The sequence below is a fragment of the Actinoplanes sp. NPDC051513 genome (genome assembly GCF_044454685.1).
Classification (GTDB): Bacteria; Actinomycetota; Actinomycetes; order Mycobacteriales; family Micromonosporaceae; genus Actinoplanes.
In genome coordinates this window covers 989,013-1,014,995 of sequence record NZ_JBITDW010000001.1, presented here as the reverse complement: position 1 = coordinate 1,014,995, position 25,983 = coordinate 989,013, and the positions used below count along the sequence as shown (strand labels likewise).

27 protein-coding genes and 1 tRNA gene are annotated in these 25,983 nt (G+C 70.0%); 21 read left to right on the top strand and 7 right to left on the bottom strand.

The genetic code is table 11. The annotated features are described in order from the left end of the window. Window positions 1-56: 56 nt before the first annotated feature. Window positions 57-956 carry a TatD family hydrolase gene (locus tag ACIA5D_RS04920; protein ID WP_396028480.1) on the top strand — a complete coding sequence of 300 codons (900 nt, stop codon included), beginning with the start codon at window positions 57-59 and terminating at the stop codon, window positions 954-956. Here ACIA5D_RS04920 and ACIA5D_RS04915 read toward each other — a convergent pair. Next, on the bottom strand, window positions 953-1,378 hold the full coding sequence (locus tag ACIA5D_RS04915; RefSeq protein ID WP_396028479.1) for a hypothetical protein: 426 nt from the start codon (window positions 1,376-1,378) through the stop codon (window positions 953-955). The two genes, ACIA5D_RS04920 and ACIA5D_RS04915, sit on opposite strands and share 4 nt — an antisense overlap. A 60-nt stretch (window positions 1,379-1,438) precedes the next feature. Here ACIA5D_RS04915 and rsmA point away from each other — a divergent pair, with 60 nt between their 5' ends. The 6 genes from rsmA to ACIA5D_RS04885 all read left to right on the top strand — a co-directional run bounded on the left by rsmA (window position 1,439) and on the right by ACIA5D_RS04885 (window position 6,735). After that, window positions 1,439-2,329 carry a 16S rRNA (adenine(1518)-N(6)/adenine(1519)-N(6))-dimethyltransferase RsmA gene (gene rsmA / locus ACIA5D_RS04910; protein ID WP_396028478.1) on the top strand — a complete coding sequence of 297 codons (891 nt, stop codon included), beginning with the start codon at window positions 1,439-1,441 and terminating at the stop codon, window positions 2,327-2,329. Further along, entirely contained in the window at window positions 2,326-2,727 is a 402-nt protein-coding gene (locus tag ACIA5D_RS04905; protein ID WP_396028477.1) for a Uma2 family endonuclease, read from the top strand. Before rsmA ends, ACIA5D_RS04905 begins: the two co-directional genes overlap by 4 nt. Further along, window positions 2,724-3,671, top strand: coding sequence for a 4-(cytidine 5'-diphospho)-2-C-methyl-D-erythritol kinase (locus ACIA5D_RS04900; RefSeq protein ID WP_396028476.1), 948 nt, complete (start codon window positions 2,724-2,726; stop codon window positions 3,669-3,671). The genes ACIA5D_RS04905 and ACIA5D_RS04900 overlap by 4 nt, the downstream gene beginning before the upstream one ends. 186 nt (window positions 3,672-3,857) lie before the next feature. Then, window positions 3,858-5,654 carry an ABC-F family ATP-binding cassette domain-containing protein gene (locus tag ACIA5D_RS04895; protein WP_396028475.1) on the top strand — a complete coding sequence of 599 codons (1,797 nt, stop codon included), beginning with the start codon at window positions 3,858-3,860 and terminating at the stop codon, window positions 5,652-5,654. A gap of 161 nt (window positions 5,655-5,815) precedes the next feature. Further along, on the top strand, window positions 5,816-6,277 hold the full coding sequence (locus ACIA5D_RS04890; RefSeq protein ID WP_396028474.1) for a DUF4383 domain-containing protein: 462 nt from the start codon (window positions 5,816-5,818) through the stop codon (window positions 6,275-6,277). Beyond that, complete coding sequence (locus tag ACIA5D_RS04885; RefSeq protein ID WP_396028473.1) at window positions 6,277-6,735, top strand: DUF4383 domain-containing protein; 459 nt, start codon at window positions 6,277-6,279, stop codon at window positions 6,733-6,735. The genes ACIA5D_RS04890 and ACIA5D_RS04885 overlap by 1 nt, the downstream gene beginning before the upstream one ends. Here ACIA5D_RS04885 and ACIA5D_RS04880 read toward each other — a convergent pair. After that, a complete protein-coding gene (locus ACIA5D_RS04880; protein WP_396028600.1) occupies window positions 6,732-7,373 on the bottom strand; it encodes a TetR/AcrR family transcriptional regulator in 642 nt (213 codons plus the stop codon). The genes ACIA5D_RS04885 and ACIA5D_RS04880 overlap by 4 nt on opposite strands. An 89-nt stretch (window positions 7,374-7,462) precedes the next feature. After that, the gene (locus tag ACIA5D_RS04875) at window positions 7,463-8,425 is read right to left on the bottom strand and encodes an acyl-CoA desaturase (protein WP_396028472.1); all 963 of its coding nucleotides are present in this window, start codon (window positions 8,423-8,425) and stop codon (window positions 7,463-7,465) included. 207 nt (window positions 8,426-8,632) lie between these two features. Here ACIA5D_RS04875 and ACIA5D_RS04870 point away from each other — a divergent pair, with 207 nt between their 5' ends. The 10 genes from ACIA5D_RS04870 (at window position 8,633) to ACIA5D_RS04825 (ending at window position 19,065) form a co-directional block, all read left to right on the top strand. Next, complete coding sequence (locus ACIA5D_RS04870) at window positions 8,633-9,496, top strand: resolvase (RefSeq protein WP_396028471.1); 864 nt, start codon at window positions 8,633-8,635, stop codon at window positions 9,494-9,496. 39 nt (window positions 9,497-9,535) lie between these two features. After that, window positions 9,536-9,606, top strand: a tRNA-Gln gene (locus ACIA5D_RS04865). Between the two features lie 70 nt (window positions 9,607-9,676). Further along, complete coding sequence (glmU, locus tag ACIA5D_RS04860) at window positions 9,677-11,128, top strand: bifunctional UDP-N-acetylglucosamine diphosphorylase/glucosamine-1-phosphate N-acetyltransferase GlmU (RefSeq protein WP_396028469.1); 1,452 nt, start codon at window positions 9,677-9,679, stop codon at window positions 11,126-11,128. 181 nt (window positions 11,129-11,309) lie between these two features. Next, entirely contained in the window at window positions 11,310-12,290 is a 981-nt protein-coding gene (locus ACIA5D_RS04855; RefSeq protein WP_396028468.1) for a ribose-phosphate diphosphokinase, read from the top strand. A gap of 322 nt (window positions 12,291-12,612) precedes the next feature. Further along, window positions 12,613-13,236: a 50S ribosomal protein L25/general stress protein Ctc gene (locus ACIA5D_RS04850; RefSeq protein WP_396028467.1), complete on the top strand. Its 624-nt coding sequence runs from the start codon at window positions 12,613-12,615 to the stop codon at window positions 13,234-13,236. 81 nt (window positions 13,237-13,317) lie between these two features. Beyond that, a complete protein-coding gene (gene pth, locus ACIA5D_RS04845) occupies window positions 13,318-13,917 on the top strand; it encodes an aminoacyl-tRNA hydrolase (protein WP_396028466.1) in 600 nt (199 codons plus the stop codon). Between the two features lie 142 nt (window positions 13,918-14,059). Then, on the top strand, window positions 14,060-15,922 hold the full coding sequence (locus tag ACIA5D_RS04840; RefSeq protein WP_396028465.1) for an exopolysaccharide biosynthesis polyprenyl glycosylphosphotransferase: 1,863 nt from the start codon (window positions 14,060-14,062) through the stop codon (window positions 15,920-15,922). A gap of 58 nt (window positions 15,923-15,980) precedes the next feature. Continuing rightward, the gene (locus ACIA5D_RS04835; RefSeq protein WP_396028599.1) at window positions 15,981-16,802 is read left to right on the top strand and encodes a 3'(2'),5'-bisphosphate nucleotidase CysQ; all 822 of its coding nucleotides are present in this window, start codon (window positions 15,981-15,983) and stop codon (window positions 16,800-16,802) included. A 53-nt stretch (window positions 16,803-16,855) separates the two neighbouring features. Then, on the top strand, window positions 16,856-17,767 hold the full coding sequence (gene cysD, locus ACIA5D_RS04830) for a sulfate adenylyltransferase subunit CysD (RefSeq protein WP_396028464.1): 912 nt from the start codon (window positions 16,856-16,858) through the stop codon (window positions 17,765-17,767). Continuing rightward, window positions 17,767-19,065, top strand: coding sequence for a sulfate adenylyltransferase subunit 1 (locus tag ACIA5D_RS04825; protein WP_396028463.1), 1,299 nt, complete (start codon window positions 17,767-17,769; stop codon window positions 19,063-19,065). The genes cysD and ACIA5D_RS04825 overlap by 1 nt, the downstream gene beginning before the upstream one ends. Here ACIA5D_RS04825 and ACIA5D_RS04820 read toward each other — a convergent pair. Next, window positions 19,049-19,840 (bottom strand): ATP-binding protein, encoded by a 792-nt coding sequence (locus tag ACIA5D_RS04820; protein WP_396028462.1) that lies wholly within the window; start codon window positions 19,838-19,840, stop codon window positions 19,049-19,051. The genes ACIA5D_RS04825 and ACIA5D_RS04820 overlap by 17 nt on opposite strands. Window positions 19,841-19,933: 93 nt before the next feature. Here ACIA5D_RS04820 and ACIA5D_RS04815 point away from each other — a divergent pair, with 93 nt between their 5' ends. Beyond that, a complete protein-coding gene (locus tag ACIA5D_RS04815; RefSeq protein WP_396028461.1) occupies window positions 19,934-20,956 on the top strand; it encodes a LacI family DNA-binding transcriptional regulator in 1,023 nt (340 codons plus the stop codon). 3 nt (window positions 20,957-20,959) lie between these two features. Here ACIA5D_RS04815 and ACIA5D_RS04810 read toward each other — a convergent pair whose 3' ends face one another. The 3 genes from ACIA5D_RS04810 to galE are packed head-to-tail and all read right to left on the bottom strand — an operon-like array spanning window position 20,960 to window position 23,294. Continuing rightward, the gene (locus ACIA5D_RS04810; RefSeq protein ID WP_396028460.1) at window positions 20,960-21,163 is read right to left on the bottom strand and encodes a hypothetical protein; all 204 of its coding nucleotides are present in this window, start codon (window positions 21,161-21,163) and stop codon (window positions 20,960-20,962) included. A gap of 29 nt (window positions 21,164-21,192) precedes the next feature. Then, window positions 21,193-22,323 (bottom strand): galactokinase, encoded by a 1,131-nt coding sequence (gene galK / locus ACIA5D_RS04805; protein WP_396028459.1) that lies wholly within the window; start codon window positions 22,321-22,323, stop codon window positions 21,193-21,195. Continuing rightward, window positions 22,320-23,294, bottom strand: coding sequence for a UDP-glucose 4-epimerase GalE (gene galE, locus ACIA5D_RS04800; protein ID WP_396028458.1), 975 nt, complete (start codon window positions 23,292-23,294; stop codon window positions 22,320-22,322). The genes galK and galE overlap by 4 nt, the downstream gene beginning before the upstream one ends. Before the next feature lie 178 nt (window positions 23,295-23,472). Here galE and trpS point away from each other — a divergent pair, with 178 nt between their 5' ends. From trpS to ACIA5D_RS04785, 3 genes are read left to right on the top strand one after another with little or no spacing between them, the layout of a single operon-like run. Next, window positions 23,473-24,495: a tryptophan--tRNA ligase gene (gene trpS, locus ACIA5D_RS04795; RefSeq protein WP_396028457.1), complete on the top strand. Its 1,023-nt coding sequence runs from the start codon at window positions 23,473-23,475 to the stop codon at window positions 24,493-24,495. A gap of 6 nt (window positions 24,496-24,501) precedes the next feature. Next, window positions 24,502-25,032: a 2'-5' RNA ligase family protein gene (locus tag ACIA5D_RS04790; RefSeq protein ID WP_396028456.1), complete on the top strand. Its 531-nt coding sequence runs from the start codon at window positions 24,502-24,504 to the stop codon at window positions 25,030-25,032. A 35-nt stretch (window positions 25,033-25,067) separates the two neighbouring features. After that, complete coding sequence (locus ACIA5D_RS04785) at window positions 25,068-25,979, top strand: YihY/virulence factor BrkB family protein (RefSeq protein ID WP_396028455.1); 912 nt, start codon at window positions 25,068-25,070, stop codon at window positions 25,977-25,979. Window positions 25,980-25,983 lie beyond the last annotated feature (4 nt).

Genomic DNA, 25,983 nt, shown 5'->3' with positions numbered 1-25,983 from the left:
AGCGACGACAGTGGATATCAGGTGAACAAACGGTTGCCACCAGACGTAAGTGCAGAATGTCTCACATGCCTTCGACACCGTCCCCGTCGCGCCAGGACTCCGAAGCTCGCCGCCGGGGGGAGTTCCCCGCCGCGCCCGAGCCGCTGTCCGTTCCCGTCTTCGACAGCCACACCCACCTGGACATCACGATCCAGGAGGCCGGGGTGCCCGGCGGGGGCGTCGGCGACCCGGTCGACGCGCTGATCGACGCCGCCGCGAAGACCGGTATCGATCGGCTCGTACAGGTCGGTGTGGACGTCCCGTCGTCGCGCTGGAGCGCCGATCTGGCCGCCCGCCACGGGTCCGTTCTCGCGGCAGTCGCGATTCACCCGAACGAGGCGCCGGTCCTGTCCGACCTCGACTCGGCGCTTCGCGACATCGAGGCGTTGGCGGCGCAGCCTCGGGTGCGGGGCATCGGCGAGACCGGCCTCGACACGTTCCGCACCGGCGAGGACGGGCGGCGGGCCCAGGAGGAGAGCTTCCGGGCGCACATCGCGATCGCGAAGCGGTACGGCAAAGCGCTGATCATCCACGACCGGGACGCGCACCGCGAAGTGCTGCGCGTGCTCGACGAGGAGGGCGCGCCCGACACCGTGGTGATGCACTGCTTCTCCGGCGACCCGGACTTCGCCGCCGAGTGCGTGCTGCGCGGCTTCTACCTCAGCTTCGCCGGCACGGTCACCTTCGCCAGCGCGGGCGCCCTGCGCGCGGCCGCCGAGATCACCCCGGCCGGGCAGATCATGGTGGAGACCGACGCGCCGTACCTGACGCCGGTGCCTTACCGCGGCCGCCCGAACGCCTCCTACCTGATCCCGCTGACCGTGCGCTCCCTCGCGCAGATCCGCGGCGAGGACGTGGACGCCCTGTGCACGGAGATCTCGGCGAACGGCGAGCGGGTCTTCGGCCCCTGGCGTTAGTCGTTGATCACCCACGCGGCCACGCCGAGCGTCTCGCCGATGTGGCGTACCGCGTCGGCGAACGTCCGGGGCGCCGCGTTCAGCGGGCCCCGCGACACGAACCGGACCGCCCAGCCGTTGCCTTCCGCCACGTTGAAGATGCGGTGCACGACCCGGCTCCCGCGCGGGTCGGGCTCTACCGAGGTGACCCCGCGGTACCACCATTCGCCCTGCAGGGCCACCTCGCGGCGGGCCCGGTCGACGGTCACCGTCATCCGGCTGCCGTCCTTGACCACCTCGAAGGCGTCGCCCTCGCCGGCCTCGGCCACCTCGCCGCCGGCCGCCAGCGGCGAGCGGCCGCCCGGGCGCACGTCGAGCAGCACCTCGGCGACCCGCTCGGGCGGCGCCTCCACCAGCGCGTGCAACGCCAGCAACTCGGTCATCCCTGCTTTCTACCCCGTCGCGTCCAGCCGGGCGCGCCCTCGGCCGTAGGCTCTGACCTCATGGCTGACGCACTTCTCGGCCCGGCGGAGATCCGGGACCTCGCGGCGCGGCTCGGCGTGTCCCCGACCAAGAAGCTCGGCCAGAACTTCCTGCACGACCCCAACACGATCCGCCGCATCGTGGCCGCCGCCGGCCTGCGCCCCGACGACGTGGCCCTCGAGGTCGGGCCCGGCCTCGGCTCGCTCACCCTCGGCCTGGTCACCGCCGTCCGCCACGTGCACGCCGTCGAGATCGACCCCAAGCTCGCCACCGCGCTGCCGTCGACGGTCACGGCCGCGAACCTCACGGTGCACCCCGCCGACGCGATGCGGGTGACGGCCGCCGACTTCGACCCTGCGCCCACGATGCTGGTCGCCAACCTCCCCTACAACGTCGCCGTGCCGGTCGTGCTCCATCTGCTGGCCGAGCTCCGCACGCTGCGCGGGGGCCTGGTGATGGTGCAGAAAGAGGTCGCCGACCGGCTCACCGCCGGTCCCGGGTCCAAGGTGTACGGCGTGCCGTCGGTGAAACTGGCCTGGTACGCCGGGGCGCGCCCCGCCGGGAAGGTGCCGCCCGCGGTGTTCTGGCCGGTGCCCAACGTGGATTCCGGCCTGGTGGCGTTCACCCGCCGGACCCCACCACGGGACGACATCGACCGTTCTGATGTCTTCCGAGTCGTCGACGCCGCCTTCGCCCAGCGTCGCAAGACCCTGCGCGCCGCCCTGGCCGGCTGGGCCGGGGGCCCCGACCGGGCCGAGAAGGTGCTGGTGGCGGCCGGGGTGAGCCCGCAGGCCCGCGGCGAGGCCCTGACCGTCCGGCAGTTCTCCGACATAGCCGCCGCGGCAAAACTGTCAGCCTCCGGCGGTAAGCTCAGCGCGTCCGGCAGACAGCCCGAGGAGGTGGACTCATGACCGCAGAGCCAACCGGTCATGTCATGTGGTCACCAAACCCGCTCAGGCAGCGCCTGGCGAACCACTTCCTCGAGGACGTTCTCAATCTCCCCGAGCCCGACGTTCTCCTGCTGGACGCCTCCGTCGAGAACTCGAATCACTACGTGATGCCTACCGAGGTCGTGATCGCGGTCGAGGTTGTCTCGCCGGGCACCAAGCGCCGCGATCGTCTGGAGAAGCCGGCTGAGTATGCCGCCGCCGGCATACCGCATTTCTGGCGGATCGAGCAGGATCCAGTCCGTGTTCATGCCTATGACCTGGTTGACGGGCGCTACGAGCTGGTTGCGGATTCGGAGACTGAGCTTGTGGTGAGCGCGCCGTTCGAGATCAAGCTCCCGATTCGGGAGATCACTCCGTGACGGAGGCGTGGGGGCCGGACGACGACGAGCCGCGCCGGCACAGCGGACCGGTTCGGGTGCGTGTGCCCGCGAAGATCAATCTTCATCTCGGGGTGGGGCCGCTGCGGCCCGATGGATACCACGAGCTGAACACGGTCTATCACGCGATCAGCCTCTTCGATGAGCTCACGGCGCGGAACGGGGACACGCTCGCGCTGACCATGGAAGGGGAGGGCGCGGGCATGCTCGCGCTCGACGAGAGCAACCTGATCATCCGGGCGGCACGGGCGCTCGCGGCGCGGTGCCGGGTGCCGGCGCATGCGCGGCTGCACCTGCGGAAGTCGATCCCGCTCGCGGCCGGGCTGGCCGGGGGCAGCGCCGACGCGGCGGCCACGCTCATCGCCTGCGACCTGCTGTGGGGCACCGGCATGTCCCGCGACGAGCTCGCCGAGGTGGGGGCGACGCTCGGGTCCGACGTGCCGTTCCTGCTGCACGGCGGCACCGCCCTGGGCACCGGCCACGGCGAGTCGGTCAGCCCGATCCTGGCCCGGCCCACCACCTGGCACTGGGTGGTCACGCTCGCCGACGGTGGCCTGTCCACCCCCGAGGTGTACGCGAAACTCGACGCCCTGCGCGACAGCCCGTTCCCGCCCAAGGCCCTCGCCGGCGCCGACGACCTGATGTCCGCCCTGCGCCAGCGCGACCCGGCCGTGCTCGGCGCCGCCCTCGGCAACGACCTCCAGCCGGCCGCGCTCGCCCTGCGCCCCGACCTCACCGCGGTCCTCGACGCGGGCGCCGAGGCGGGCGCCCTGGCCGCTCTGGTCTCCGGCTCCGGGCCCACCTGCGTGTTTCTCGCCGCCGACGCCGCACACGCTGAGCGGATGGCGGCGGCCCTCAACGACGCCGGCATCGGCCGCGAAGCCGTGACCGCGCGGGGACCGATGCCGGGCGCCCGCGTGGTCTGACCGCCCGCGCGGCGTGGTGACCGCCCGCCCGCGTGGTCTGACCGCCCGCGCAGTGTGGTGACGGGCCGCGCGGCATGGTGACCGCCCGCCGGGCGTCGTGACCGCCCGCGGGGCGTGGTGACAGGCCGTGCAGCGCGGTGACCGCACGCGGGCGGGTGAGTGGCCGCGGGTAACGTAGGTGGCATCGTGGCCAACATCATTAATCTCGACCGGGTCAGCAAGGGTTATGGCGCCGCCGGTCAGCTGCTCACCGACGTTTCTCTGGGGCTGGACGATGATGCCCGGCTAGGCATCGTCGGGCTCAACGGGGCCGGCAAATCCACCCTGCTGCGGCTGCTCGCCAAGAGCGAGGAACCCGACTCCGGGCGCGTGACCCACCGGCGTGACCTGCGGGTCGCCAGCCTGCCGCAGATCCTTTCGCTCGCCGCCGAGGCGACCGTGCGGGACGTCGTGCTGGGCACGGCCTGGCTCGACAAGGGCATGGGGGCCGAGCACGAGTGGGCGGGGGACGCGGGGGTTCGCGCGATCCTCGACGGGCTCGGCATGGGCTATCTCGGGCTCGACACGCCGGTGGGGCCCATGTCGGGGGGCGAGCGGCGGCGGGTGGCGCTGGCGGCGCTGCTCGTACGAGACAATGACCTGCTGATTCTCGACGAGCCGACCAACCACCTCGACGTGGCCGGTGTCGACTGGCTGGCCCGGTATCTGCTGACCCGGCGCGGCGCGTTGTGCGTGGTCACGCACGACCGGTGGTTCCTCGACGCGGTTTGCACGGCGACCTGGGAGGTCGTCGACGAGAAGGTGTACGCGTACGAGGGCGGCTACGCGGCCTGGATCCTCTCGCGGGCCGAGCGGCAGCGGGTCGCGGCGGCCATCGAGGCCCGGCGGCAGAACCTGCTGCGCAAGGAGATCGCGTGGCTGCGGCGGGGGCCGCCGGCGCGTACGTCGAAGCCGCAGTTCCGGATCGACGCGGCCAACGCGCTGATCGCCGATGAGCCGCCGGTGCGGGACAACGTGAGCCTGCAAAGGCTGGCGGTCACGCGGCTCGGCAAGCAGGTCTACGACCTCGAGGACGTGACGCTGGTCGCGGGTAGCAAGCCGATCCTCGACCACCTCACCTGGCAGGTCGGGCCCGGCGACCGGATCGCCATCCTGGGCGCCAACGGCGCCGGCAAGACGACGCTGCTGCGGCTGCTCGCCGGGCTCTCCACGCCGGCCGGCGGGCGCCTGGTCACCGGGTCGACCGTACGGGCCGCCTTCCTCTCCCAGGAGCTCAAGGAGCTGCCGGGGGAGCTGCGCCTGCTCGAGGCGGTCGAGGAGATCGCCAAGCGGGTCAAGCTCGGCGACCGGGAGCTGTCCGCGGGTCAGCTCGCCGAGGTGTTCGGCTTCACCGACAAGCGCATCTGGACGCCGGTCAACGACCTCTCCGGGGGCGAGCGGCGGCGGCTGCAGCTGCTGCGGCTGCTCGCGGCCGAGCCCAACGTGCTGCTGCTCGACGAGCCCACCAACGACCTCGACACCGACACCCTCGCGGCGCTGGAAGACCTTCTCGACTCCTGGCCGGGCACGATGATCGTGGCCTCGCACGACCGGTACCTGGTCGAGCGGGTCACCGACACGGCGTACGGGATGTTCGGCGACGGGCGCCTCGTGCACCTGCCGGGCGGCGTGGACGAGTACCTGGCTCGCGCCGCGACGCGCCTGACGGGAGGCGTACCGGAAACTCTTGGGCAAGCGACGCCGAGCGCGACGGGCCGCACCGCCGGTGAGTTGCGCCAGGCTCGCAAGGATCTTGCCCGGCTGGAGCGGCAGCTCGCCAAGCTCGAGGAACGGATCTTCAAGATCAATGAATCGCTGGCCGAGCACGGCGCCGACTATCAGAAGATCATCGAGCTCGAGGGACAGCTGAAGGCCGTCCAGGAGGAACGCGGACAGGTCGAAGAGGCCTGGCTGGAGCTTGCGGAGACAGTGCCCGAATCCTGAGGGTTGTTCGCGACCTACCTTGAGCGGTGATTTGCGCGAGTTGGCCGCTTTGGTCTCCACCGTCGCGAACAACCCTCATCGAACCAGGGGGTGTGCCTGCGCCGCGTCGGGGGATACGCGAGAATCGGCGTGGACAACACCTGACCTTGGAGACGGACACCATGGCGCACAACCCCGTCAATCACCACCTGCGGCCGCTCTACCGTGTGATCGGTTTCCTCGCCGGCGCATATCTGGTCGTGTTCGGGATCGTCGGACTGATCCAGACGTCCGGCGAGGACGCCACCGGCGCCAACGACAAGCTCGTCCTCGGACAGGGGAGCAACCTGCTTCTCGCGATCATCTCGCTGGTCGTCGGCGCCATCGTCATCATCGCCACCGTAATCGGGCGCAACCTCGACACCGCCGCCGACAATTACCTCGGCTGGGGCCTGCTCGTCCTCGGCACCTACGGCCTCGCGTTCAGCCGCACCGACGCCAACGTCTTCGGCCAGGACATCCAGACGGTGATCGTCACCTACATCGTGGGCATCGTGCTGATCACGGTCAGCCTCTACAGCAAGGTCGCGCCCGCCGCGCGGGCCGGCGCGCCCCGACAGGTGAGGGAGGGCCGCACGGCCTGATGGCGCACTACCCCCTCAACCATCACCTGCGACAGACGTACCGCTTCCTCGCCGGCCTGTCCGGCCTATTCCTCACCCTGTTCGGCGTCATCGGCATCGGCAAGACCTGGGGCGACCCGTTCTTCCACCGCGGCGCCGACTGGGTGCTCGGCCTGCGGACCAACCCCGCCGCGAGCTGGCTCTACACCATCGCCGGCGTCCTGCTGCTCGCCGCGGTCCTGATCGGCGGCAACCTGTACCACCGCGTCGCCCTCGTCCTCGGCTGGGGGCTCTGCGGGCTCGGCGTGGCGATCATGGCGTTCCTCCGGACCGACGCCAACATCCTCAACGCGTCGATGATCAACGTCATCGTGACGATCGCCCTCGGGCTCGTCACCCTCACCGCCGGCCTCTACGGCAAGGTCGGCAGCGCCTCCGCCGCCCGCGCGGAGGTCGCCGCCGCGCACAACAGCCGTTAGCGCGTCTTGCGGGTCAGCAACGTCGGCTTCGGCTCGAGATGGGACAGGCCGTTCCACGCCAGGTTCACCAGGTGGGCGGCCACCATGTCCTTCTTGGGCTTGCGGGCCTCCCGCCACCACTGACCCACCAGCGCCACCATTCCGACCAGCGCCTGCGAATACAGTTCAGCGAACTTCGGATCCAGGCCGCGACTCTTGAACTCGCCGCCCAGGATGTGCTCCACCTGGTGCGCCACGTCGTTCATCACGCTCGAGAAGTTTCCCGCCGGCGACAACACCGGCGATTCCCGCACCAGCACCTGGAAACCGTGCGGCTCGTCCTCGATGTAATCGAGCAGCGCCAGCGCCGCCTGCTCCAGCAGCTCCCGCGGATGACCGGCGGTCAGCGCCGCGGCGATGCGATCGAGCAGGGAGCGCACCTCGCGGTCGACCACGACCGCGTACAGGCCTTCCTTGCCGCCGAAGTGCTCATACACCACCGGCTTCGAGACCTTCGCCCGCGCCGCGACCTCCTCCACACTGGTCGCGTCGAACCCGCGCTCGGCGAACAACTGCCGCCCGATCGCGATCAGCTGCTCCCGCCGCTGCGCGGCCGACATGCGGACCCTGGGGGTCGCCGTCGGCCGCTGCCGCCTCATGCGATGCTGCTCGTCGCTGCTGTCGCCCGTCTCGGTCACCTGGCCATCCTGCCAGTTGCGCCCTTTGTCCATCTCCCCCGTAGCAGCGGTCACGCCTTTATCGGCTTTGCGTTTGCCATCTTCGCCGTCAGCCGCTCCGCGTTGGGCCACTTCACCGCCGAGGCCGCGCCCATCTTCTCGAACAGCCAGATCACACGCGCCGAGATGTCGATCTGACCGCGCAGCACGCCGTGCCGGGCACAGGTCGGGTCGGCGTGGTGCAGGTTGTGCCAGGACTCACCGAACGAGATGATCGCCAGCGGCCAGAAGTTCGATGCCTTGTCGCCGTTGCGCACCTCGAACGGGCGCTCGCCGTACACGTGACACACCGAGTTGATCGACCACGTGATGTGGTGCAGCAGGCCGATCCGCACGATCCCCGCCCAGAAGAACGCGGTCAGCGCGCCCTGCCACGACCAGGTCACCAGGCCGCCGATCAGCGCCGGGCCCAGCGTCGAGAAGATCACGATGGCGGGGAAGAGCTTGTCGACCCGGTTGATGTCCTTGTCGGCCATCAGGTCCGGCGCGAAACGCTCCCGGTTCGACAGCTCACGGCTGAACATCCAGCCCATGTGCGCGAACCACAGGCCCTTGGTCAGCGCCCAGAAACCCGTGCCGAAGCGCCACGGGGAGTGCGGGTCGCCCTCCTGGTCGCTGAACATGTGGTGGCGGCGGTGGTCGGCCACCCACTGGATGATGTCCCCCTCGATCGCCAGCGAGCCCGCGAGCGCCAAAGTGACCCGCAGCCAGCGCTTCGCCTTGAACGAGCCGTGCGTGAAGTACCGGTGGAAGCCGACCGTGATGCCCAGACCGGACACCAGATAGAAGACGGCGCCGATGGCGATGTCGGTCCACGACAGCCAGCCGCCCCAGGCGACCGGGACAGCCGCGAGCACCGCCAGGAACGGGACCACGACGAACGCGTACAGCGCGATGAGGATGCCGCGGGACTGCGGGCCCTCGGTGAGCGGCTTGGGAGCGGCCTTCGGTGCGGCCTCGATGGTGGAAGTCATGACACCTCATTGATCTGGGGAAGGCGCTGATCGGGGGAGATCAAGTACTTACGCCTACGTCACCGTAACTTACGCCACCGTAGCCGTAGGTGAGCCCGACTCCAAGGGTTGGACGGAATCTTCTTTGGCACATCTACAGGCTTACCGTCCCGCGCACTGACGTCCTAATGTAGAGATATAACTATGAAAGGCCGGAGTGATGACTGGATGAAAGAGGATCCGAGGCGGGACGAAGCCCGGCGGCTGCGGGTCGACCCGGGTTTGTCGCGGTCGCAGTTGATGGAGCGGTTCGGGGTGGGCAACGGCACGCTGAGCGAATGGCTGCGGGGCCTGGAAGCACCCGAGTGGACGCAGCGGCCGAATGCGAAGGACGACCTGCGCGACCTGGCCGTCGAGATGCGCCGCGATGGTTGCTCGGTGCCGAAGATCGCGTCGGAGCTCGGTGTTTCCAAGTCCACGGCCTACCTGTGGACGAAGCACATTCCGCTCGACAGCACCCCTGCTGCGCGCGAGGAGCGGCTGCGCCGGCACATGGAACTCATGCGGGAGGCGCGTTGGGCGCCGCATCGGAGGGCGCGTGACGGCGACCGTGCGGCCGTCGGCCGGCGACTTGGCGAATGGGTCGGCGAGCTGTCAGACCGAGAGGTGACGCTGATCGGCGCGGTGGCGTACTGGTGCGAGGGGGCGAAGGAGAAGCCCTGGCATCAAACGACCCTCAGCCTTCAGTTCATCAACAGCGACCCACGTTTGATCTTGCTGTTCCTTCGCTACGTCGAGCTTCTCGGCGCCGACCCGGCGCGGCTCACCTATCGGCTGAGCATCCATGAGACGGCCGACATCCCCGCGGCTGCCGAGTGGTGGTCGGGGGTGGTCGGGGTGCCTGCGGAGCGCTTCCGTCGCCCGATCCTCAAGAAGCACAAGCCTTCCACCGTTCGGCGTAACGTCGGGGATTCCTACCGTGGGTGCCTCATCGTCTACGTCCCCAAGTCGAGCCGTCTCTACTGGGCGGTTGACGGCGTGATGGGTGGGATCGCGGGGAGTGGGGACCGGTGGCGTGCCGCTAGGATGTGATCGGAGGTCATGGCCCGAAGGGGAAATGTCCGAAATAGGTCCCGGATCGTCTAATGGCAGGACCACGGCTTTTGGTGCCGTTTATAGGGGTTCGAATCCTCTTCCGGGAGCAGTCTGCCCTGCGGTTGGTTTGTCGCCGCTGCCTGCGTAATTGCTGAAGCGAAACAATGGAGTTGCCGCGTGAGCCAGGCCCCTCGTCGTACCGTTGTTGTTCTTGCTGCTGGGGAGGGCAAGCGGATGAAGTCCGCTACCCCCAAGGTGTTGCATCCGCTGCTCGGGCGCACGCTGCTCGGGCACGTGCTGGTCGCGGCGGGCGCGGCTGAGGCGGAACAGACGGTCGTGGTGGTGGGGCACAAGGCCGACGCGGTGAGCGCGCATCTGGCCGAGGTGGCGCCGGCGGCGGTGCCGGTGTTGCAGGCCCTGCAGAACGGCACGGGGCACGCGGTGCGGATCGCGTTGGACGCGGTGCCGGATGCGTCGGGGACGCTGGTGGTGCTCAACGGCGACGTGCCGCTGCTTCGCGGCGAGACGGTGGCCTCGCTGATCGAGGCGCACGAGTCGGCCTCTCGGGCGGCGACCGTGCTGGCCGCGGCGGTGGATGACCCGACGGGACTGGGGCGGATCGTGCGGGGCGCCGATGGCGGCCTGGCGCGGATCGTGGAGGAGCGGGACGCTTCGGCCGAGGTGCGGGCCATTCGGGAGATCAATGCGGGGATCTACGCGTTCGATCTCGCCGCGCTGCGGGAGGCTCTGGGCAAGCTGTCTAGGGACAACGAGCAGGGCGAGGAGTACCTCACCGACGTGTTCGGGCTGCTGGTCGAGGTGGGCAGCCCGGTGGGTGTGTTCGTGGCGGCCGACGCCGAGGAGACGCTGGGTGCCAACGATAGGGCGCAGTTGGCCGATCTGCGGGCACGGCTGCGGGACAGGGTGAACGCGGCGTGGATGCGGTCGGGAGTGTCGATCCTCGACCCGGCGACCACGTGGATCGACGTGACGGTGACGTTGGAGCCCGACTCCGTGGTCGATCAGAACTCTCAGCTGCAGGGGGCCACGTCGGTGGCGTCGGGCGCGGTGATCGGGCCGGACACGACGTTGATCGACACCGTGGTGGGTGAGGGCGCTTCGGTGCTGCGTACGCATTCGATCGGCGCCGAGGTCGGCGCGGAGGCGACGGTGGGTCCGTTCTCGTTCCTACGGCCGGGCACGCGGATGGGCCGTAAGTCGAAGGTCGGCGGTTTCGTCGAGGCGAAGAACGCCGAGCTGGGTGAGGGCGCGAAGGTGCCGCATCTGTCGTATGTGGGTGATGCGTCGATCGGGGCACGGGCGAACATCGGCGCGGGGACGATCTTCGCGAACTACGACGGGGTGCGGAAGAGCCGGACGACCGTGGGTGAGGCCGCGTTCGTGGGGTCGGACACGGTGCTGATCGCTCCGGTCGAGGTCGGGCCGGGCGCGTACGTGGCGGCGGGCAGCGCCATCGCGGGCGATGTGCCGTCGGGGAACCTGGGTGTGACGCGGGCGCAGCAGCGCAACGTGGAGGGCTGGACGGTGCGGCGCCGGCCGGGGACGGTGTCGGCGGAGGCAGCCGAGCGGGCCGCGCAGGGTCCGGGCGAGGTGTCGGAGGCGGAGTAAGCGCCTCGAAAAAGCGGCGACCGGAACGGCTCAGTGCGGCGAAGGCCTCGTGCGGGGGCACGGGGTGGGTAAAGCTGGGTGAGGCATCCCACGCGGTGGGCTCGGGGGCATGGCAAGTCGGTGGCCTCGGGGGATACTTCAGGTGACTACACCCCCTCGATCCAACGGGAGCAGCGAGCCGATGGGCAGCATCGTCGCGGAGAACCGCAAGAGCCTGATGCTTTTCTCCGGCCGGGGTTTCCCGGAGTTGGCGGAGGAGATCGGCCAGGTGCTGGGCGTGGGGCCGACGCCGTCGGACTCGTACGAGTTCGCGAACGGCGAGATCTTCGTGCGTTTCAAGGATTCGGTTCGTGGTTCGGATGCCTTCGTCGTGCAGTCGATGACGGAGGGGGTGAACCGGTGGGTCATGGAGACGCTGATCATGATCGACGCGTTGAAGCGTGGGTCGGCGAAGCGGATCACCGTGGTGTTGCCGTTCTACCCGTATGCGCGGCAGGACAAGAAGCACCGGGGCCGGGAGCCGATCTCGGCGCGCCTGGTGGCCGACCTGTTGAAGACGGCGGGGGCGAACCGGATCCTGACGGTTGACCTGCACACGGCGCAGATTCAGGGCTTTTTCGACGGGCCGGTGGATCACCTGTTCGCGATGGACATCCTGGCCGAGCACGTGGAGAAGAAGTTCGCGGGCCGGCCCTTGACCGTGGTGGCGCCGGACTCGGGCCGGGTGCGGGTGGCGGAGCGTTGGACGGACCGGCTGGGGGGCTGTCCGCTCGCGTTCATCCACAAGACGCGCGACCCGTTGAAGCCGAACCAGGTGGTGGCGAACCGGGTGGTCGGCGAGGTCGAGGGCCGGGTGTGCCTGATCGTCGACGACATGATCGACACGGGCGGGACGATCACGAAGGCCGCGGACATCCTGTTCGACGAGAGCGCGGCCGATGTGATCGTGGCGTCGACGCACGCGCTGCTCTCCGACCCGGCCACCGAGCGGTTGAAGAACAGCCGGATCTCGGAGTTGGTGGTGACGAACACGCTGCCGTTGCCGCCCGAGAAGCGGCTCGACAAGATCACCGTGTTGTCGATCGCGCCCCTGCTGGCGCGCGCGATCCGCGAGGTCTTCGACGACGGCTCGGTGACGACCCTCTTCGGCGGCCTGAGCTGAACTGAGCCGACTGCCTGCTCAACAGCGGGGCGATCGCGGGCAGTTCCCGAGGTCCACCCCCACCCGCTGAGGGAGTGCGGGAAGCGGAGGGTAAGATGGTGCGGTTGCCACGGCGAGGGTGCCCCGCGGTCTGCTGAGGTTCGCAGCCGCTCGGAGGCACCGTGATCGACGCGGTGCTCCGGGCCTGTGCCCAGCGCGCCTTCCCTTGCCCGGCAGCGCCGACGAACGGCCGACAGCACTTTGACGGCCGTGCGCCACTGCCGGAACCAGCAGCCCGCCGACTTATGACGCAGCCCGATCGAAGAGTTTCAGGAGTTTCCCCGTGTCCGAGGTAAAGATCAGCGCCGAGCCCCGTACCGAGTTCGGCAAGGGTGGTGCCCGCCGCACGCGCCGGGCCGGTTTGGTGCCCGCCGTGCTGTACGGCCACGGCGAGAAGCCGCAGCACATCGCGCTGCCGGCCCGTGAGTTCGCGGCTGCCATCCGGCACGGCGGGCTCAACCAGGTGTTCACGATCGACATCAATGGCGCGTCGGGCACGACGCTCGCGCTGCCCAAGGCCATTCAGCGCGACCCGATCAAGGACACGTACGAGCACGTGGACCTGATCATCGTGAAGCGTGGCGAGAAGGTCCAGGTCGACGTCCCGGTGACGCTGGTCGGCGAGGCCGCCCGCAACACGCTCGTGGTGAACGAGTCGACGACGCTGGCGATCGTGGCCGAGGCCATGCACCTGCCGTCGGGCTTCGAGGTCTCGATCGAGGGCCTCGAGGCGGGCTCGCAGGTGACCGCCGGCGACGTGACGCTGCCGCAGGGCTCCGAGCTGGCCGTCGAGCCCGACTTCGTGCTGGCGATCATCTCGCAGGCGCAGACCGCCGAGCAGCTCGAGGGCGGCGAGGCGGCCGAGACCGAGACCGTCGAGGAGACCGAGGCCCCGGCCGCCGAGTAATCAGGCGGACCAAGCTCGAAGGCAGTGACTCAGGGAAAGCGCCCGGCTGGGCGCTTTCCCTGACGTGTGTATGGAGGCGAAGTGACCGACGACGCGCCGTGGCTGGTGGTCGGCCTGGGCAACCCCGGCAAGGAGTACGCCGGCAACCGGCACAACGTGGGTTTCATGGTGGCCGACCTGCTGGCGTCCCGGGTGGGTGCGAAGTTCGGCCGGTCGAAGCGCGCCCACGCCGAGGTCGCCGAGGGCCGGCTGGCCTCGCCTGGCGGATACGGCGGGCCGAAGCTGGTGCTCTTGAAACCGCTGACCTACATGAACCTCGCGGGCGCACCCGTGGTTTCGCTGGCCCAGTTCTTCAAGGTGCCGGTTTCGAACGTGATTGCCGTGCATGATGAGCTTGACGTGCCGTTCGGGCAGGTGCGTGCCAAGCGGGGCGGCGGTGAAGGCGGCCACAACGGGTTGCGGTCGATGTCGAAGTCGCTGTCGAGCAAGGAGTACGCGCGAGTCCGTTTCGGGATCGGGCGGCCGCCGGGCCGGCAGGATCCGGCGGACTATGTGCTGTCCGATTTCTCCGGCGCGGAGCGTAAGGAGCTGGAGTTCCTCGTCGACCGGGCGGCGGACGTCGTGGAGGCGGTCGTGCTCGAGGGCGTCGAGTGGGCGCAGAACAAATACCACGGCGGTTGATCCTCCGGGGCCGAAACAGCAAGATCCTTTGAGGGGTTTTGTCCGTCTTGTGATCCCGTGACGCTGGCTGCCGTCCGAGCGTTGGTCACACGTACGCACCGCTCGGTGCTGCGGGACCGGCGCGGCGGGGGGAGGTTTCGGGGTGCAGCAGGAGGCGGCCGAAGGGTCCCTGACCGAGCCGACCATGGTCCTGCCGGAGATCCGGCCGGCCGTGGCGCCGGAGGGCCGGCCCGTGGGCCCGCCGCCCGAGGGGTACGGCCCGGCGAACCATCCGCCGGCCAACCACGGCCCGCGGCCGAACCGGCCGTCGGACCGCCGGCCGGGACGGAACGCGAAGATCCCGGCCCCGGTGGCGCCGCTGAGCCCGCCACCGTCGGGAGCGGGCACGCGGGAAAGGCCGCCGCGCAACTGGGCCCCGGACGGCGCGCCGCCACGGCGGCCGAAGCCGGACAATGCGCCGCCGCTGACCGTGCAGGGCGCCCCGGACCGGGAGCGGAACCGGGCGGTCGACCGGCACTGGTCGAAGCGGCAGAACCGATCGTCGGCGGCCCGCCCGGCGGCCCGGCCGTTCGTGCGGGTGCGGGGCCGGCACGCGGCGATGTCGCGGCGGCAGCGGTGGGAGCGCCGGTACGTGCGGGCGCTGGTCCTGTGCGACCTGCTCGCCGGGTCGGCGGCGGGTGCGGCGACGTTCGGGCTGCGGTTCGGGGACGAGGTCACCGCGTACAACCGGGGCTACATGATCCTGACGGCTCTGCTGCCGGTGTTGCTGCTGGCCGTGCTGGCGGTCTCCCGGGCGTACGAGCGAAGGTTCTTGTTCGTCGGCACCGACGAATACCAGCGCGTGCTCCGGGGTGGTGTCGGGCTGATCGCGGGTGCGGCGCTCGTCTCGTACGCGTTCGATCTTGATCTTGCGAGGGGTTATGTCCTCGCCGCGTTGCCCACCGCGGTCGTCACCGCGGTGGTGATGCGCTTCGCGTTGCGCCGGCGTCTGCACCGGGCGCGGTCGCGGGGGCAGAGCCTGCGCCGGGTGATGCTGGTCGGGCACGAGCTGTCGGTGATCGGGATGACCCGGCAGTTGCGCCGGGAGCGCTATCACGGCCTCGAGGTGGTGGGCGCCTGCTTGCCGCCCGGACACGACGGCCGGGGGATGGGCGCGGTCAAGGTCTACGGCTCGTTCGACGACGTCGCGAACGCGGTGGAGCACGCCGACGCCGACACCGTGGTGGTGCTGAGCTGCCCGGAACTGGACGGCGCGCAGCTGCGCCGGCTGGCCTGGGGGCTGGAGCGCGACGAGGTCGACCTGATCGTGGCGAGCGCGCTGGTGGACGTGGCCGGCGCCCGCACCACGATCCGCCCGTTCGATGGACTGCCGATGCTGCACGTCGAGCACCCGCGGCTGCACGGCGGATCGCGCCTGGTCAAGGATGTGTTCGACCGGCTCGGGGCGCTCGCGCTGCTGGTCGCGTTCGGGCCGCTGCTGCTGGCGGTCGCACTGTGTGTGCGGGTGACCTCGCGAGGGCCGGTACTCTTTCGTCAGGTACGGGTCGGGCGGGACGGCCGCCTGTTCCGCATTTTCAAGTTCCGGAGTATGTACGTCGACGCCGAGGCCCGGCTGGCCGAGCTACGGCATCTCAACGAGCACGACGGTGTGCTCTTCAAAATCCGCGACGACCCGCGGGTCACCCGGGTGGGCCAGTGGTTGCGCCGGTTCTCGCTGGACGAGCTTCCGCAGTTGCTCAACGTGGTGCTCGGCCAGATGTCGTTGGTCGGCCCACGACCGCCGCTGCCGTCGGAAGTGGCCGCGTACGCCGACGACGTGCGCCGCCGCCTTGCGGTGAAACCCGGCATGACGGGCCTTTGGCAGGTTTCCGGACGATCGGACCTGCCTTGGGAGGAAGCCGTCAGGCTGGACCTGCGCTATGTGGAGAACTGGTCCCTCAGCTTGGACCTGGTGATCCTTTTGCGGACCATGACGGCCGTGGTGCGCTCGTCCGGAGCCTATTGAAAAAGGGAGCGACATGACAGAGACGTCGGCTCGCATCGTGACCCAGCGGGAAGACGCCATCGGTACCCCGCCCGTGATCGACGCGGAATTCGCCCGCTGGCTGGCCGACCGGGCCGGCCAGCTCCTGCTGCGGGTCCGCGATGAGATGGGCTATGCGGACGGTAAGGCACTCAAGACCGCGGGCGATCGGGCCGCGCACAACCTGCTGCGCTCCGAGCTCGCCCGCTGGCGCCCCGCCGACGCCGTGTTGTCGGAGGAGGACGACCACTCCCGGCTGGCCTGGCAGGACAGCGAGCCCGCGGCGCGCCCGGAGCGGCTCGGCGCCGGCCGGGTCTGGATCGTGGACCCGCTCGACGGCACCCGCGAGTTCTCCGAGCAGGGCCGCACCGACTGGGCCGTGCACATCGCCCTCTGGAGCGCCGACTCGTCGACCCCGAGCCACCTCGCCGCGGGCGCCGTCGCGATGCCGGCCCAGCACCGCACGATCGCCAGCGACCACCCGCCGGCCTACCCGCCGATGCCGCTGGGCGACGCCCCGATCCGGATCGCCGCCAGCCGCACCCGGCCGCCCGCGTTCGTCACCGCGCTGGCCGAGGAGATCGGTGCCGAGCTCGTCCCGATGGGATCGGCAGGTGTGAAGATCGCCGCGGTGATAAACGGCGAGGCCGACGCGTACGTGCACGCCGGCGGCCAGTACGAGTGGGACTCCGCCGCACCGGTGGCTGTGGCGCTGGCCACGGGCCTGCACGCTAGCCGTATCGACGGTTCTACGCTGAAATACAACGAGGCCGATCCTAAGTTGCCGGACCTCGTGGTGTGCCGTAAGGATCTCGCTCCTCGGTTGCTTGCAGCGTTGCAGCGTCACCTCCCGTCAGAATGACGGTTCTAACAATGCAACACGGCCGTAAACCCCCGGAAAGGTCGGGAAACCGCATGAGCCAGACAGGGCACTACCGCGTCTCGCATCTCGACGCTCTCGAGGCCGAGAGCGTCTTCGTCATGCGCGAGGTGATGGCCGAGTTCGAGCGGCCCGTCCTGCTGTTCTCCGGCGGCAAGGACTCGATCGTCATGCTGCGCCTGGCCGAGAAGGCGTTCGCCCCGGCCCGCATCCCGTTCCCGGTGATGCATGTCGACACCGGCCACAACTTTCCCGAGGTCCTGGACTACCGGGACCAGCGGGTCGCCACGCTGGGGCTCAATCTGGTGATCGCCAGCGTGCAGGAGGCCATCGACACCGGCCTGGTGCGCGAGCTGCCCGACGGCACCCGCAACCGCATCCAGACCCCCGTGCTGCTCAACGCGGTCGAGAAGTACCGGTTCGACGCGCTGTTCGGCGGCGCCCGCCGGGACGAGGAGAAGGCCCGGGCCAAGGAGCGGATGTTCAGCTTCCGCGACGAGTTCGGCCAGTGGGACCCGAAGAACCAGCGGCCCGAGCTGTGGGCGCTGTACAACGGCCGGCACCACCCGGGCGAGTCGATCCGCGTGTTCCCGCTGTCCAACTGGACCGAGTTGGACGTGTGGCATTACATCGCCCGCGAGGAGATCCCGCTGCCGTCGATCTACTACGCGCACGACCGCGAGGTCGTCGAGCGCGACGGCATGTTCTACGCGGTCAACGAGTTCATCCGGCTGCGCGACGGCGAGACCTCGCAGGTCCGTACGGTGCGCTACCGGACCGTCGGCGACGCGTCGCAGACCGCGGCCGTGCTGTCCGAGGCCGACACCGTCGAGAAGGTGATCGACGAGGTCGCCGCCACGCGGATCACCGAGCGTGGCGCCACCCGCGGCGACGACAAGGTCAGCGAGGCAGCGATGGAAGACCGCAAGCGAGAGGGCTACTTCTGATGAGCCAGGCCGTACTGGAGACCGAGACCGCGCCGTCGCAGCGCATGGATCTGTTGCGCTTCGCGACCGCGGGCAGCGTCGACGACGGCAAGTCCACGCTGATCGGGCGGCTCCTCTACGACACCAAGTCGATCTTCGCGGACCAGCTGGACGCGGTCGAGGCGGTCAGCGCCGCCCGCGGCGACGAGTACACCAACCTCGCGCTGCTCACCGACGGCCTGCGCGCCGAGCGGGAGCAAGGCATCACGATCGACGTCGCGTACCGGTACTTCGCGACGCCGCGGCGCAAGTTCATCATCGCCGACACTCCCGGGCACATCCAGTACACCCGGAACATGGTCACCGGCGCCTCCACCGCCGACCTCGCGCTGATCCTGGTCGACGCCCGTAAGGGCCTGGTCGAGCAGTCCCGCCGGCACGCGTTCCTGACCAGCCTGCTGCGGGTACCGCACCTGGTCCTCTGCGTCAACAAGATGGACCTGGTCGACTGGGACAAGGCGGTCTACGACCGGATCGCCGACGAGTTCACCTCGTTCGCGGCGAAGCTCGAGATCACCGACCTGACGATCATCCCGGTGTCGGCGCTCAACGGCGACAACATCGCCTCCCGCTCCGAGAACAGCCCCTGGTACGAGGGCCCGTCGCTGCTGCACCACCTCGAGCACGTGCACATCGCGTCCGACCGCAACCTGGTCGACGTGCGCTTCCCGGTGCAGTACGTGATCCGCCCGCAGTCCACCACGGTCACCGACTACCGCGGCTACGCCGGACAGGTCGCCTCCGGCGTGCTCAAGCCCGGCGACGAGGTGATGGTCCTGCCCTCCGGGCTGCACAGCACCATCGCCGGCATCGACACCGCCGACGGGCCGGTCGCCGAGGCGTTCCCGCCCATGTCGGTCACCGTCCGGCTCACCGACGAGATCGACATCTCCCGCGGCGACATGATCTGCCGTCCGCACAACGCGCCGGCCGTCGCCCAGGACCTCGAGGCCATGGTCTGCTGGATGGACGAGACGGCGCCGCTGCGTGTCGGCGGCAAGTACGCCATCAAGCACACGACCCGCACCGCGCGCACGGTGATCCGCGGCCTTCAGTACCGGCTCGATGTGAACACCCTGCACCGCGACGAGAACGCCGGCGAGCTGCAGCTCAACGAGATCGGCCGGATCCGGCTGCGCACCACCGTGCCGCTGCTCGCCGACGAGTACCGCCGCAACCGCACCACCGGCGGCTTCGTCCTCATCGACGAGAGCACCAACCGCACGGTCGGCGCGGGGATGATCATCGAGGCGCAATAAGCGTCGCCCAGACGACCTTTCCGGTCCGCGTGGGGAGCCATCCCCACGCGGCCGTGGTCGCCGTCACCAGCTGCATGCCCCGGCCGCGCTCGTCCAACGCCCGGCCGCGTTGCGGGCGGGCCAGCTTGCGCAGCACCGGCGGGGCCGCCGCTCCGTCCGAGACGCTCAGGTGGATGCCGCCGCCGCGCAGGCTCACCACCACGCCGATCGGCGTGCGCGCGTGCTCGATCGCGTTGGTCACCAGCTCCGACATCACCAGCCGGCTCGGGAACAGCAGCTCCGGCACGCCCCACGCCAGGCATGCGTCGCCCACCAGGTTGCGCGCGATGCTCGGCGATTCCGGCTCGGGCGGCAGCGTCAGCGTCACCCGCTCGGTGAGCGGCAGCCGGCCGGCGATCGCCACCCGCGCCTGACGCACCTTCGCGTACACCGGCAGCAACCGCTGCGTGACCAGGTGCTGCATGCGGTCGGCGAGCGGCAGCGACGGCGGGATGCACAAGGCCAGCACCACGGCCGGCTCCCGCTCGCGTGCCGCCTGCCGCGCCGCGACCCAGGTCGGCGCGCTCGCGCTGGACGGGTCCTGCAGCTCGGACAGGTCCACGATCAGTGCCTCGGGGTGCTCGGCGAGGCACTTGTGCAGCTTGGTGGTGACGGCCTGTCGCAGGGCGCGATCCCAGTGGCCACGTACGGTCATCAAGGCCACTGCGGCGTCCACGTCCCCCTCGACGAGGACGCGCTGGTCCTCGGACGGCGGATACGCTGTGCTGACGGGCATGACGCCACGGTAACCGCGTTCCCGTCCTCCCCAGGAGCCCCTTAGCTCCTCCGGGTGTCGGCTCTAAGTCCTGCAACGTTGTAAAGTCCAGCCGTGCCGCCAGGCCTCAAGGACGTCGCAGCCCGGGCCGGTGTGTCGATCAAGACGGTGTCCAACGTCGTCAACGGCTACGTGCACATCGCGCCGGAGACCCGCGCCCGGGTCCAGGCCGCGATCGACGCCCTCGGCTACGTGCCCAACCCGGCCGCCCGCCGCCTGCGCGGGGGCCGCTCCGGCGTGATCGCGCTGGCCGTGCCCGAGCTGCGCTCGCCCTACTTCGCCGAGCTCGCCGGGCACGTCGTGCAGGCCGCCGCGCCGCGCGGCTGGACCGTGCTGATCGACCAGACCGACGGGCGCGCCGACCGGGAACACGACCTGGTCGCCGGGCTGCGCCGGCACGCCATCGACGGGCTCATCCTCAGCCCGGCGGAGACGCTGGCCGGCGAGCTCGCCCGCCGGCAGGGTGTGCCGGCCGTGCTGCTCGGCGAGCGCACCCGTGACGAGCCGGCCGACCACGTGGCCACCGACGGCGCCGCGGCCGCCGGGGACGCCGTCCGGCATCTGCTGCGCGTGGGCCGGCGGCGGATCGCGGCGATCGGCGTGCCCGACCGGCCGGGCGCGGTGGCGCGGCGGCAGCGGCTCGCCGGATACCGCGCGGCGCTCGCCGACGCCGGGCTCGGGCTGGTCGCCGATCCCCGCTTCGAAGTCCCGGTCGGCGGCCTGCGCCGGGCCGACGGCGCCGCGGCCATGGAGTACCTGCTCGACCGGGCCAAGGACCTGGACGCGGTGTTCTGCTTCACCGACCTGCTTGCCCTCGGCGCCATCCGCACGCTGATCGAGCACGGCGCCGACGTGCCCGGCGACGTCGCGGTGATGGGCTTCGACGGGATCGAGGAGGGTCGCTACAGCAACCCGTCGCTGAGCACGATCGACCCCGACACCGCGCGGATCGCCCAGCTCGCGGTCGACCTGCTCGCCGAGCGCCTCGGCGAACGGCAGGCCACCGCCGCGCCGCCGCGCGAGGTCTGCGTCGAGCACCGGATCGTCGCGCGGGAGAGCACGATCGGAAGGCCGTAGGGCCTACTCCTCGCGGCGGTGGTGGCGCCCTTCGGTGGCCTCCTCGATGGCCTCGCTGATGGCGCCGGTGAGGTCACCGGCCGGCACCGCGACGCTCTCGCCGTCGACCTCCTCGATCGGCCGGGCGTCCGCCTCCGGCTCGGGCGCCGTGGCGCCGCCCGAGAAGCCGTACTCGTTGGGCTGGTTCGTTTCCCGCTCGCTCGTCATGGCTCCATCGTTACCCCGGCGAGCGCCTTTCAAAGCCGTGCGGCGCCCGCTCCCGGCGTCGCGATCCAGCAGGTGGGGGCGGTGAAACCGCTTTTTCCGTACGCCTGCTCGACCGCCTCGGTCGTGACGTCCGCCCGGTCCGCGTCGATCAGCGCCAGCACGCAGCCGCCGAAGCCGCCCCCGGTCATCCGCGCGCCGTATGCGCCGGCCGACAGCGCCGCCTCGACCGCGACGTCGACCTGCGGCACCGTGATCTCGAAGTCGTCGCGCATCGACGCGTGCGACGCGGTCAGCAGCGGCCCGATCGCCCGCACCCGGCCCTGCTCGAGCAGCGCCACGGTGTCGAGCACCCGCTGGTCTTCGGTGACGACATGCCGCACCCGGCGCCGCATCACCTCGTCGTCCAGCTTGTCGAGGGCGGCGGCCAGCCCGTCCGGCGGCACGTCGCGCAGCGCGGGCACGCCCAGGATGTGGGCCGCCTCCTCACAGGACTTGCGGCGGGCGCCGTACTCGCCGTCGACGTGCTGGTGCGGGGCATTGCTGTTGATCACCAGGATGGCCAGGCCCTCGGCGGCCAGGTCGAACGGGATCTGCTTGACCTCGTACGAGCGGCAGTCGAGAAACAGGGCGCGCCCGGCGAGGCAGCGGATCGAGGCGGACTGGTCCATGATCCCGGTCGGCGCGCCCACGTAGACGTTCTCGGCGCGCTGGGCCAGGGCCGGGCGGCGCTCGATCGCCAGGTCGAGGCCGCCGAGGTCGATCAGCGCGGTCAGCACCGACGACTCCAGGGCCGCCGAGGAGGACAGGCCCGAGCCGACCGGGACCTCGGAGGCGAGCGCGATGCGGGCCCCGGGCGCCTCGAAGCCGGCGTCCTGCAACGCCCAGACGACGCCGGCCACGTACGCCGCCCAGCTGGTCACCTCGCCCGGCGTGGTGGCGCCGAAGGAGATGGTGCCCTCCTCGAGCGTTGAGCAGACGGTCCACTCGCCGGCGGGGGCCGGGCCGACCGCGGCGACGGTGCGCTGCGGCAGGGCGAAGGGGAGGACGAAGCCCTCGTTGTAGTCGGTGTGCTCGCCAATCAGGTTGACCCGGCCGGGCGCGGCCCACAGACCGGTCGGTTCAGTGCCGTACCGCTCGCGGAACAACGAAGCGGCGTTCACGCGACGTGCGCCTGGTAGAAGGCCCAGGCGTCGCCGATCATCGCCTGCAGCGTCGGCTTCTGCGGCACCCAGCCGAGCTCGGCACGCGCTTTGGCCGACGACGCCACCAGCGTGGCCGGGTCGCCCTCGCGGCGCGGCGCGATCTCGGCCGGCAGCGCGGCGCCGGTGACCTCGCGGGCCACCTCGACGACCTGCTTGTTGGAGAAGCCGTTGCCGTTGCCCAGGTTGTAGATGCGGTGCTCGCCCGGCGTGGCCGCGTCCAGCGCCAGCAGGTGCGCGCGGGCCAGGTCTTCCACGTGGATGTAGTCGCGCACGCAGGTGCCGTCGTCGGTCGGGTAGTCGTCGCCGAACAGCTGCAGCTTCTCGCGCTTGCCCGCCGCGACCTGCAGCGCGATCGGGATCAGGTGGGTCTCGGGGTGGTGCCGCTCGCCGATCTCGTAGTCGTCGCGGATGTATGCCCCGGCCACGTTGAAGTAGCGCAGCGAGACCGCGGCCAGCTTGTGCGCGTACGCCTCCGAGGTCAGCGCGTGGTCGAAAGTGAGCTTCGTCGCGCCGTACGTGTTGGTGGGCGCCTTCGCCGCGGACTCGGTGATCGGCAGCTCGACCGGGTTGCCGTAGACGGCCGCCGTCGAGGAGAAGATGACCCGCGGCACCCGGGCCGCGCGGATCGCATCGAGCAGGGCCAGCGACTTGACCACGTTGTCGTGCCAGTACAGCTCGGGCTTGACCATCGACTCGCCCGCCGCGATCAGGCCCGCGAAGTGCAGCACCGCGTCGAAGCCGGAATCGGGGGTGAGCACCTCGGCGGCGTCGCGGATGTCCTTCTCCACAAAGGTGGCATCCGGTGCGACGGCCTCGCGGAAGCCCGTGCTGAGATTGTCGAGCACGACGACCTCGTGGCCGGCGTCGAGCAGCAGACGGCTGGTGACGCTGCCGACGTAGCCGGCACCCCCGGTGACGAGCAGTTTCACTTCGAGCCTCTCCAGGAAGATACGGTTCTCCCGAGTCTCCCGCGAAAAGCGATCATAAGTCAACAAGAATGAACATAGACTTTCATATGATCTCGCTGTGTTCCGGACAAAACGCCGTCACGTCGGTGGCGGTGGGTGCGTTGGCCATCTAGTGACCACGACTGACAGAATGGCGCTCATGTCCGACGTCGACCGCCGACCCCGCGTGCTCTCCGGCATCCAGCCGACCGCCGATTCGTTCCACCTCGGCAACTATCTGGGCGCGGTTCGCAACTGGGTGGCGATGCAGGACACCTTCGACGCGTTCTACTGCGTGGTCGACCTGCACGCGATCACCATGGGGCACGACCCGATCGCGTTGCGCAACCGCACCCGCGTCTCGACCGCCCAGCTGCTCGCCGTCGGGCTCGACCCCGAGCGCTGCACGCTGTTCGTCCAGTCGCACGTGCCCGAGCACGCCCAGCTCGCCTGGGTGCTCAGCTGCATCACCGGGTTCGGCGAGGCCGGCCGCATGGTCCAGTTCAAGGACAAGTCGGCCAAGGCCGCCGACACGACGACCGTCGGCCTGTTCACGTACCCGATCCTCCAGGCCGCCGACATCCTGCTCTACCAGGCCGACCAGGTGCCCGTGGGCGAAGACCAGCGGCAGCACCTCGAGCTGACCCGCGACCTCGCGCAGCGGTTCAACACCCGCTACGGGCACACGTTCACGGTCCCGTCGGCGTACATCGTGCGCGACACCGCGAAGATCACCGACTTGCAGGACCCGACGTCGAAGATGTCGAAGTCGGCGTCCTCGCCCAACGGCATCATCGAGCTGCTCGAGGAACCGTCCCGCTCGGCCAAGAAGATCAAGTCGGCGGTGACCGACACCGGCCGCGAGATCCTCTACGACGAGGAGAACAAGCCCGGCGTCAGCAACCTGCTGACCATCTACGCCGCGCTGACCAACCGGGCCATCGACGAGCTGCTCGAGGGGTACGAGGGCAAGGGCTACGGCGACCTCAAGAAAGACCTCGCCGAGATCGTCGTCGAGTTCGTCAAGCCGATCCAGGAACGCACCCGGGCGTACCTCGAGGACCCCGGCTATCTCGACAAGATCCTCGCGGTCGGCGCAGAGAAGGCCCGGGCGGTGTCCGCGGTGACCCTGGCGACGGCGTACCAGAACGTGGGCTTCCTCAGCCCGGCCCGCGAGGCCTGACCCGACGTGGCGGCGGCCCAGACGACGCGGATCGGCGTCGCGATCGACATCCCCGAGCCCTGGGGCGCCCAGCTGACCCAGCGGCGCCTCGACGCCGGGGATCCGCAGGCCGCCTACACCCCGGCCCACGTCACGTTGCTCGGCCCCACCGAGATCGACAGCGCCGCGCTGCCCGCCGTCGAGCGTCACCTGGAAAAGGTGGCGGCCGCCCAGCAGCCGTTCACCATCCACCTGCGCGGCACCGGCACGTTCCGGCCGATCACCGAAGTGGTCTTCGTGACGCTCGCGGTGGGCATCAGCGAGTGCGAGCTGCTCGCCGAGGCGATCTCCGCCGCCGGCGACATCGACCGCGACTCGCGGTTCCCCTACCACCCGCACGTCACGGTCGCCCAGGACGTGCCGGCCGAGCAGCTCGACGCCGTCTTCGAAGACCTCGCCGGCTTCTCGGCGAAGTTCCACGTCACGTCGTTCACGCTGTTCTCGCACGGCGGCGAGGGCCCCTGGCGGCCACGGCGTGACTACCCCTTGGGTGTCTGAGTTTCATAGAGCGTGATTTCGGTTACGGTGCGCGCGTGAACCCCATCGATCGCGCGTACGAGGCCGTCGAAGCGCGCATCATGCGGGTGCGGGTCAAATCGCGGATATTCGACCATTTCAGCCGAGCCCTGATTCGCTTCTGGGACGTGCAGGGCGGCCGGCTCGCCGCCGCGATCGCCTACTACGGGTTCTTCGCGATCTTCGCGCTGCTGCTGATCGGCTACTCGATCTTCGGAATCCTGCTCACCAACAACGTCGAGCTCCTCGACGTGGTCACCGAATTCCTTGCGCAGAACCTGCCGTTCCTCGACATCGACGCCATCCTGTCCAGCGGCCGGACCGTCGGGATCATCGGCATCCTCGGCCTGACCTTCACCGGCATCGGCTGGGTCGAGTCGATCCGCTCCTCGCAGCGGCTGATCTGGCGGGTGCCCGAGCAGCCCGGCTACCTCGGCGTCCGGCAGGCGCTCGACCTGCTCGTACTGATCGGCCTCCTGCTGCTGCTCGCCCTGTCGCAGCTGGCCGTCTACGGCCTCGAGAAGGTGACCGACTGGCTGGCCGACGGATTCGTCCAGTCGAGCGTCAGCTGGCTGCTCACCGTCTCCGTCAACATGCTGCTGGCGGCGGCCCTGCTCTCGGCCGTGCCCCGGCTGCGGATGACCGTGCGCCGAATCGCCCCGCCGGTGATCCAGGTCGGCATCGGCTTTACCCTGCTCAACACCGTCGGCAAGTCCTTTGTCGCGCTGGTGCAGCGAAATCCGGCATACGGGCTCGTCGGCTCGGCGGTGGGCGTACTGGTCTACCTCTATGTCTTCAACCAGCTTCTGCTGTTCGGAGCGGCCTGGGCGGCGACCAGCCCGCACGGCCGGGTCGTCGACCTCTCAGCTGACGATAAAAATGCCCCGGTGGGGCAAAACACCTGGATTCGGCACAGCCGACCGGAATGATGTG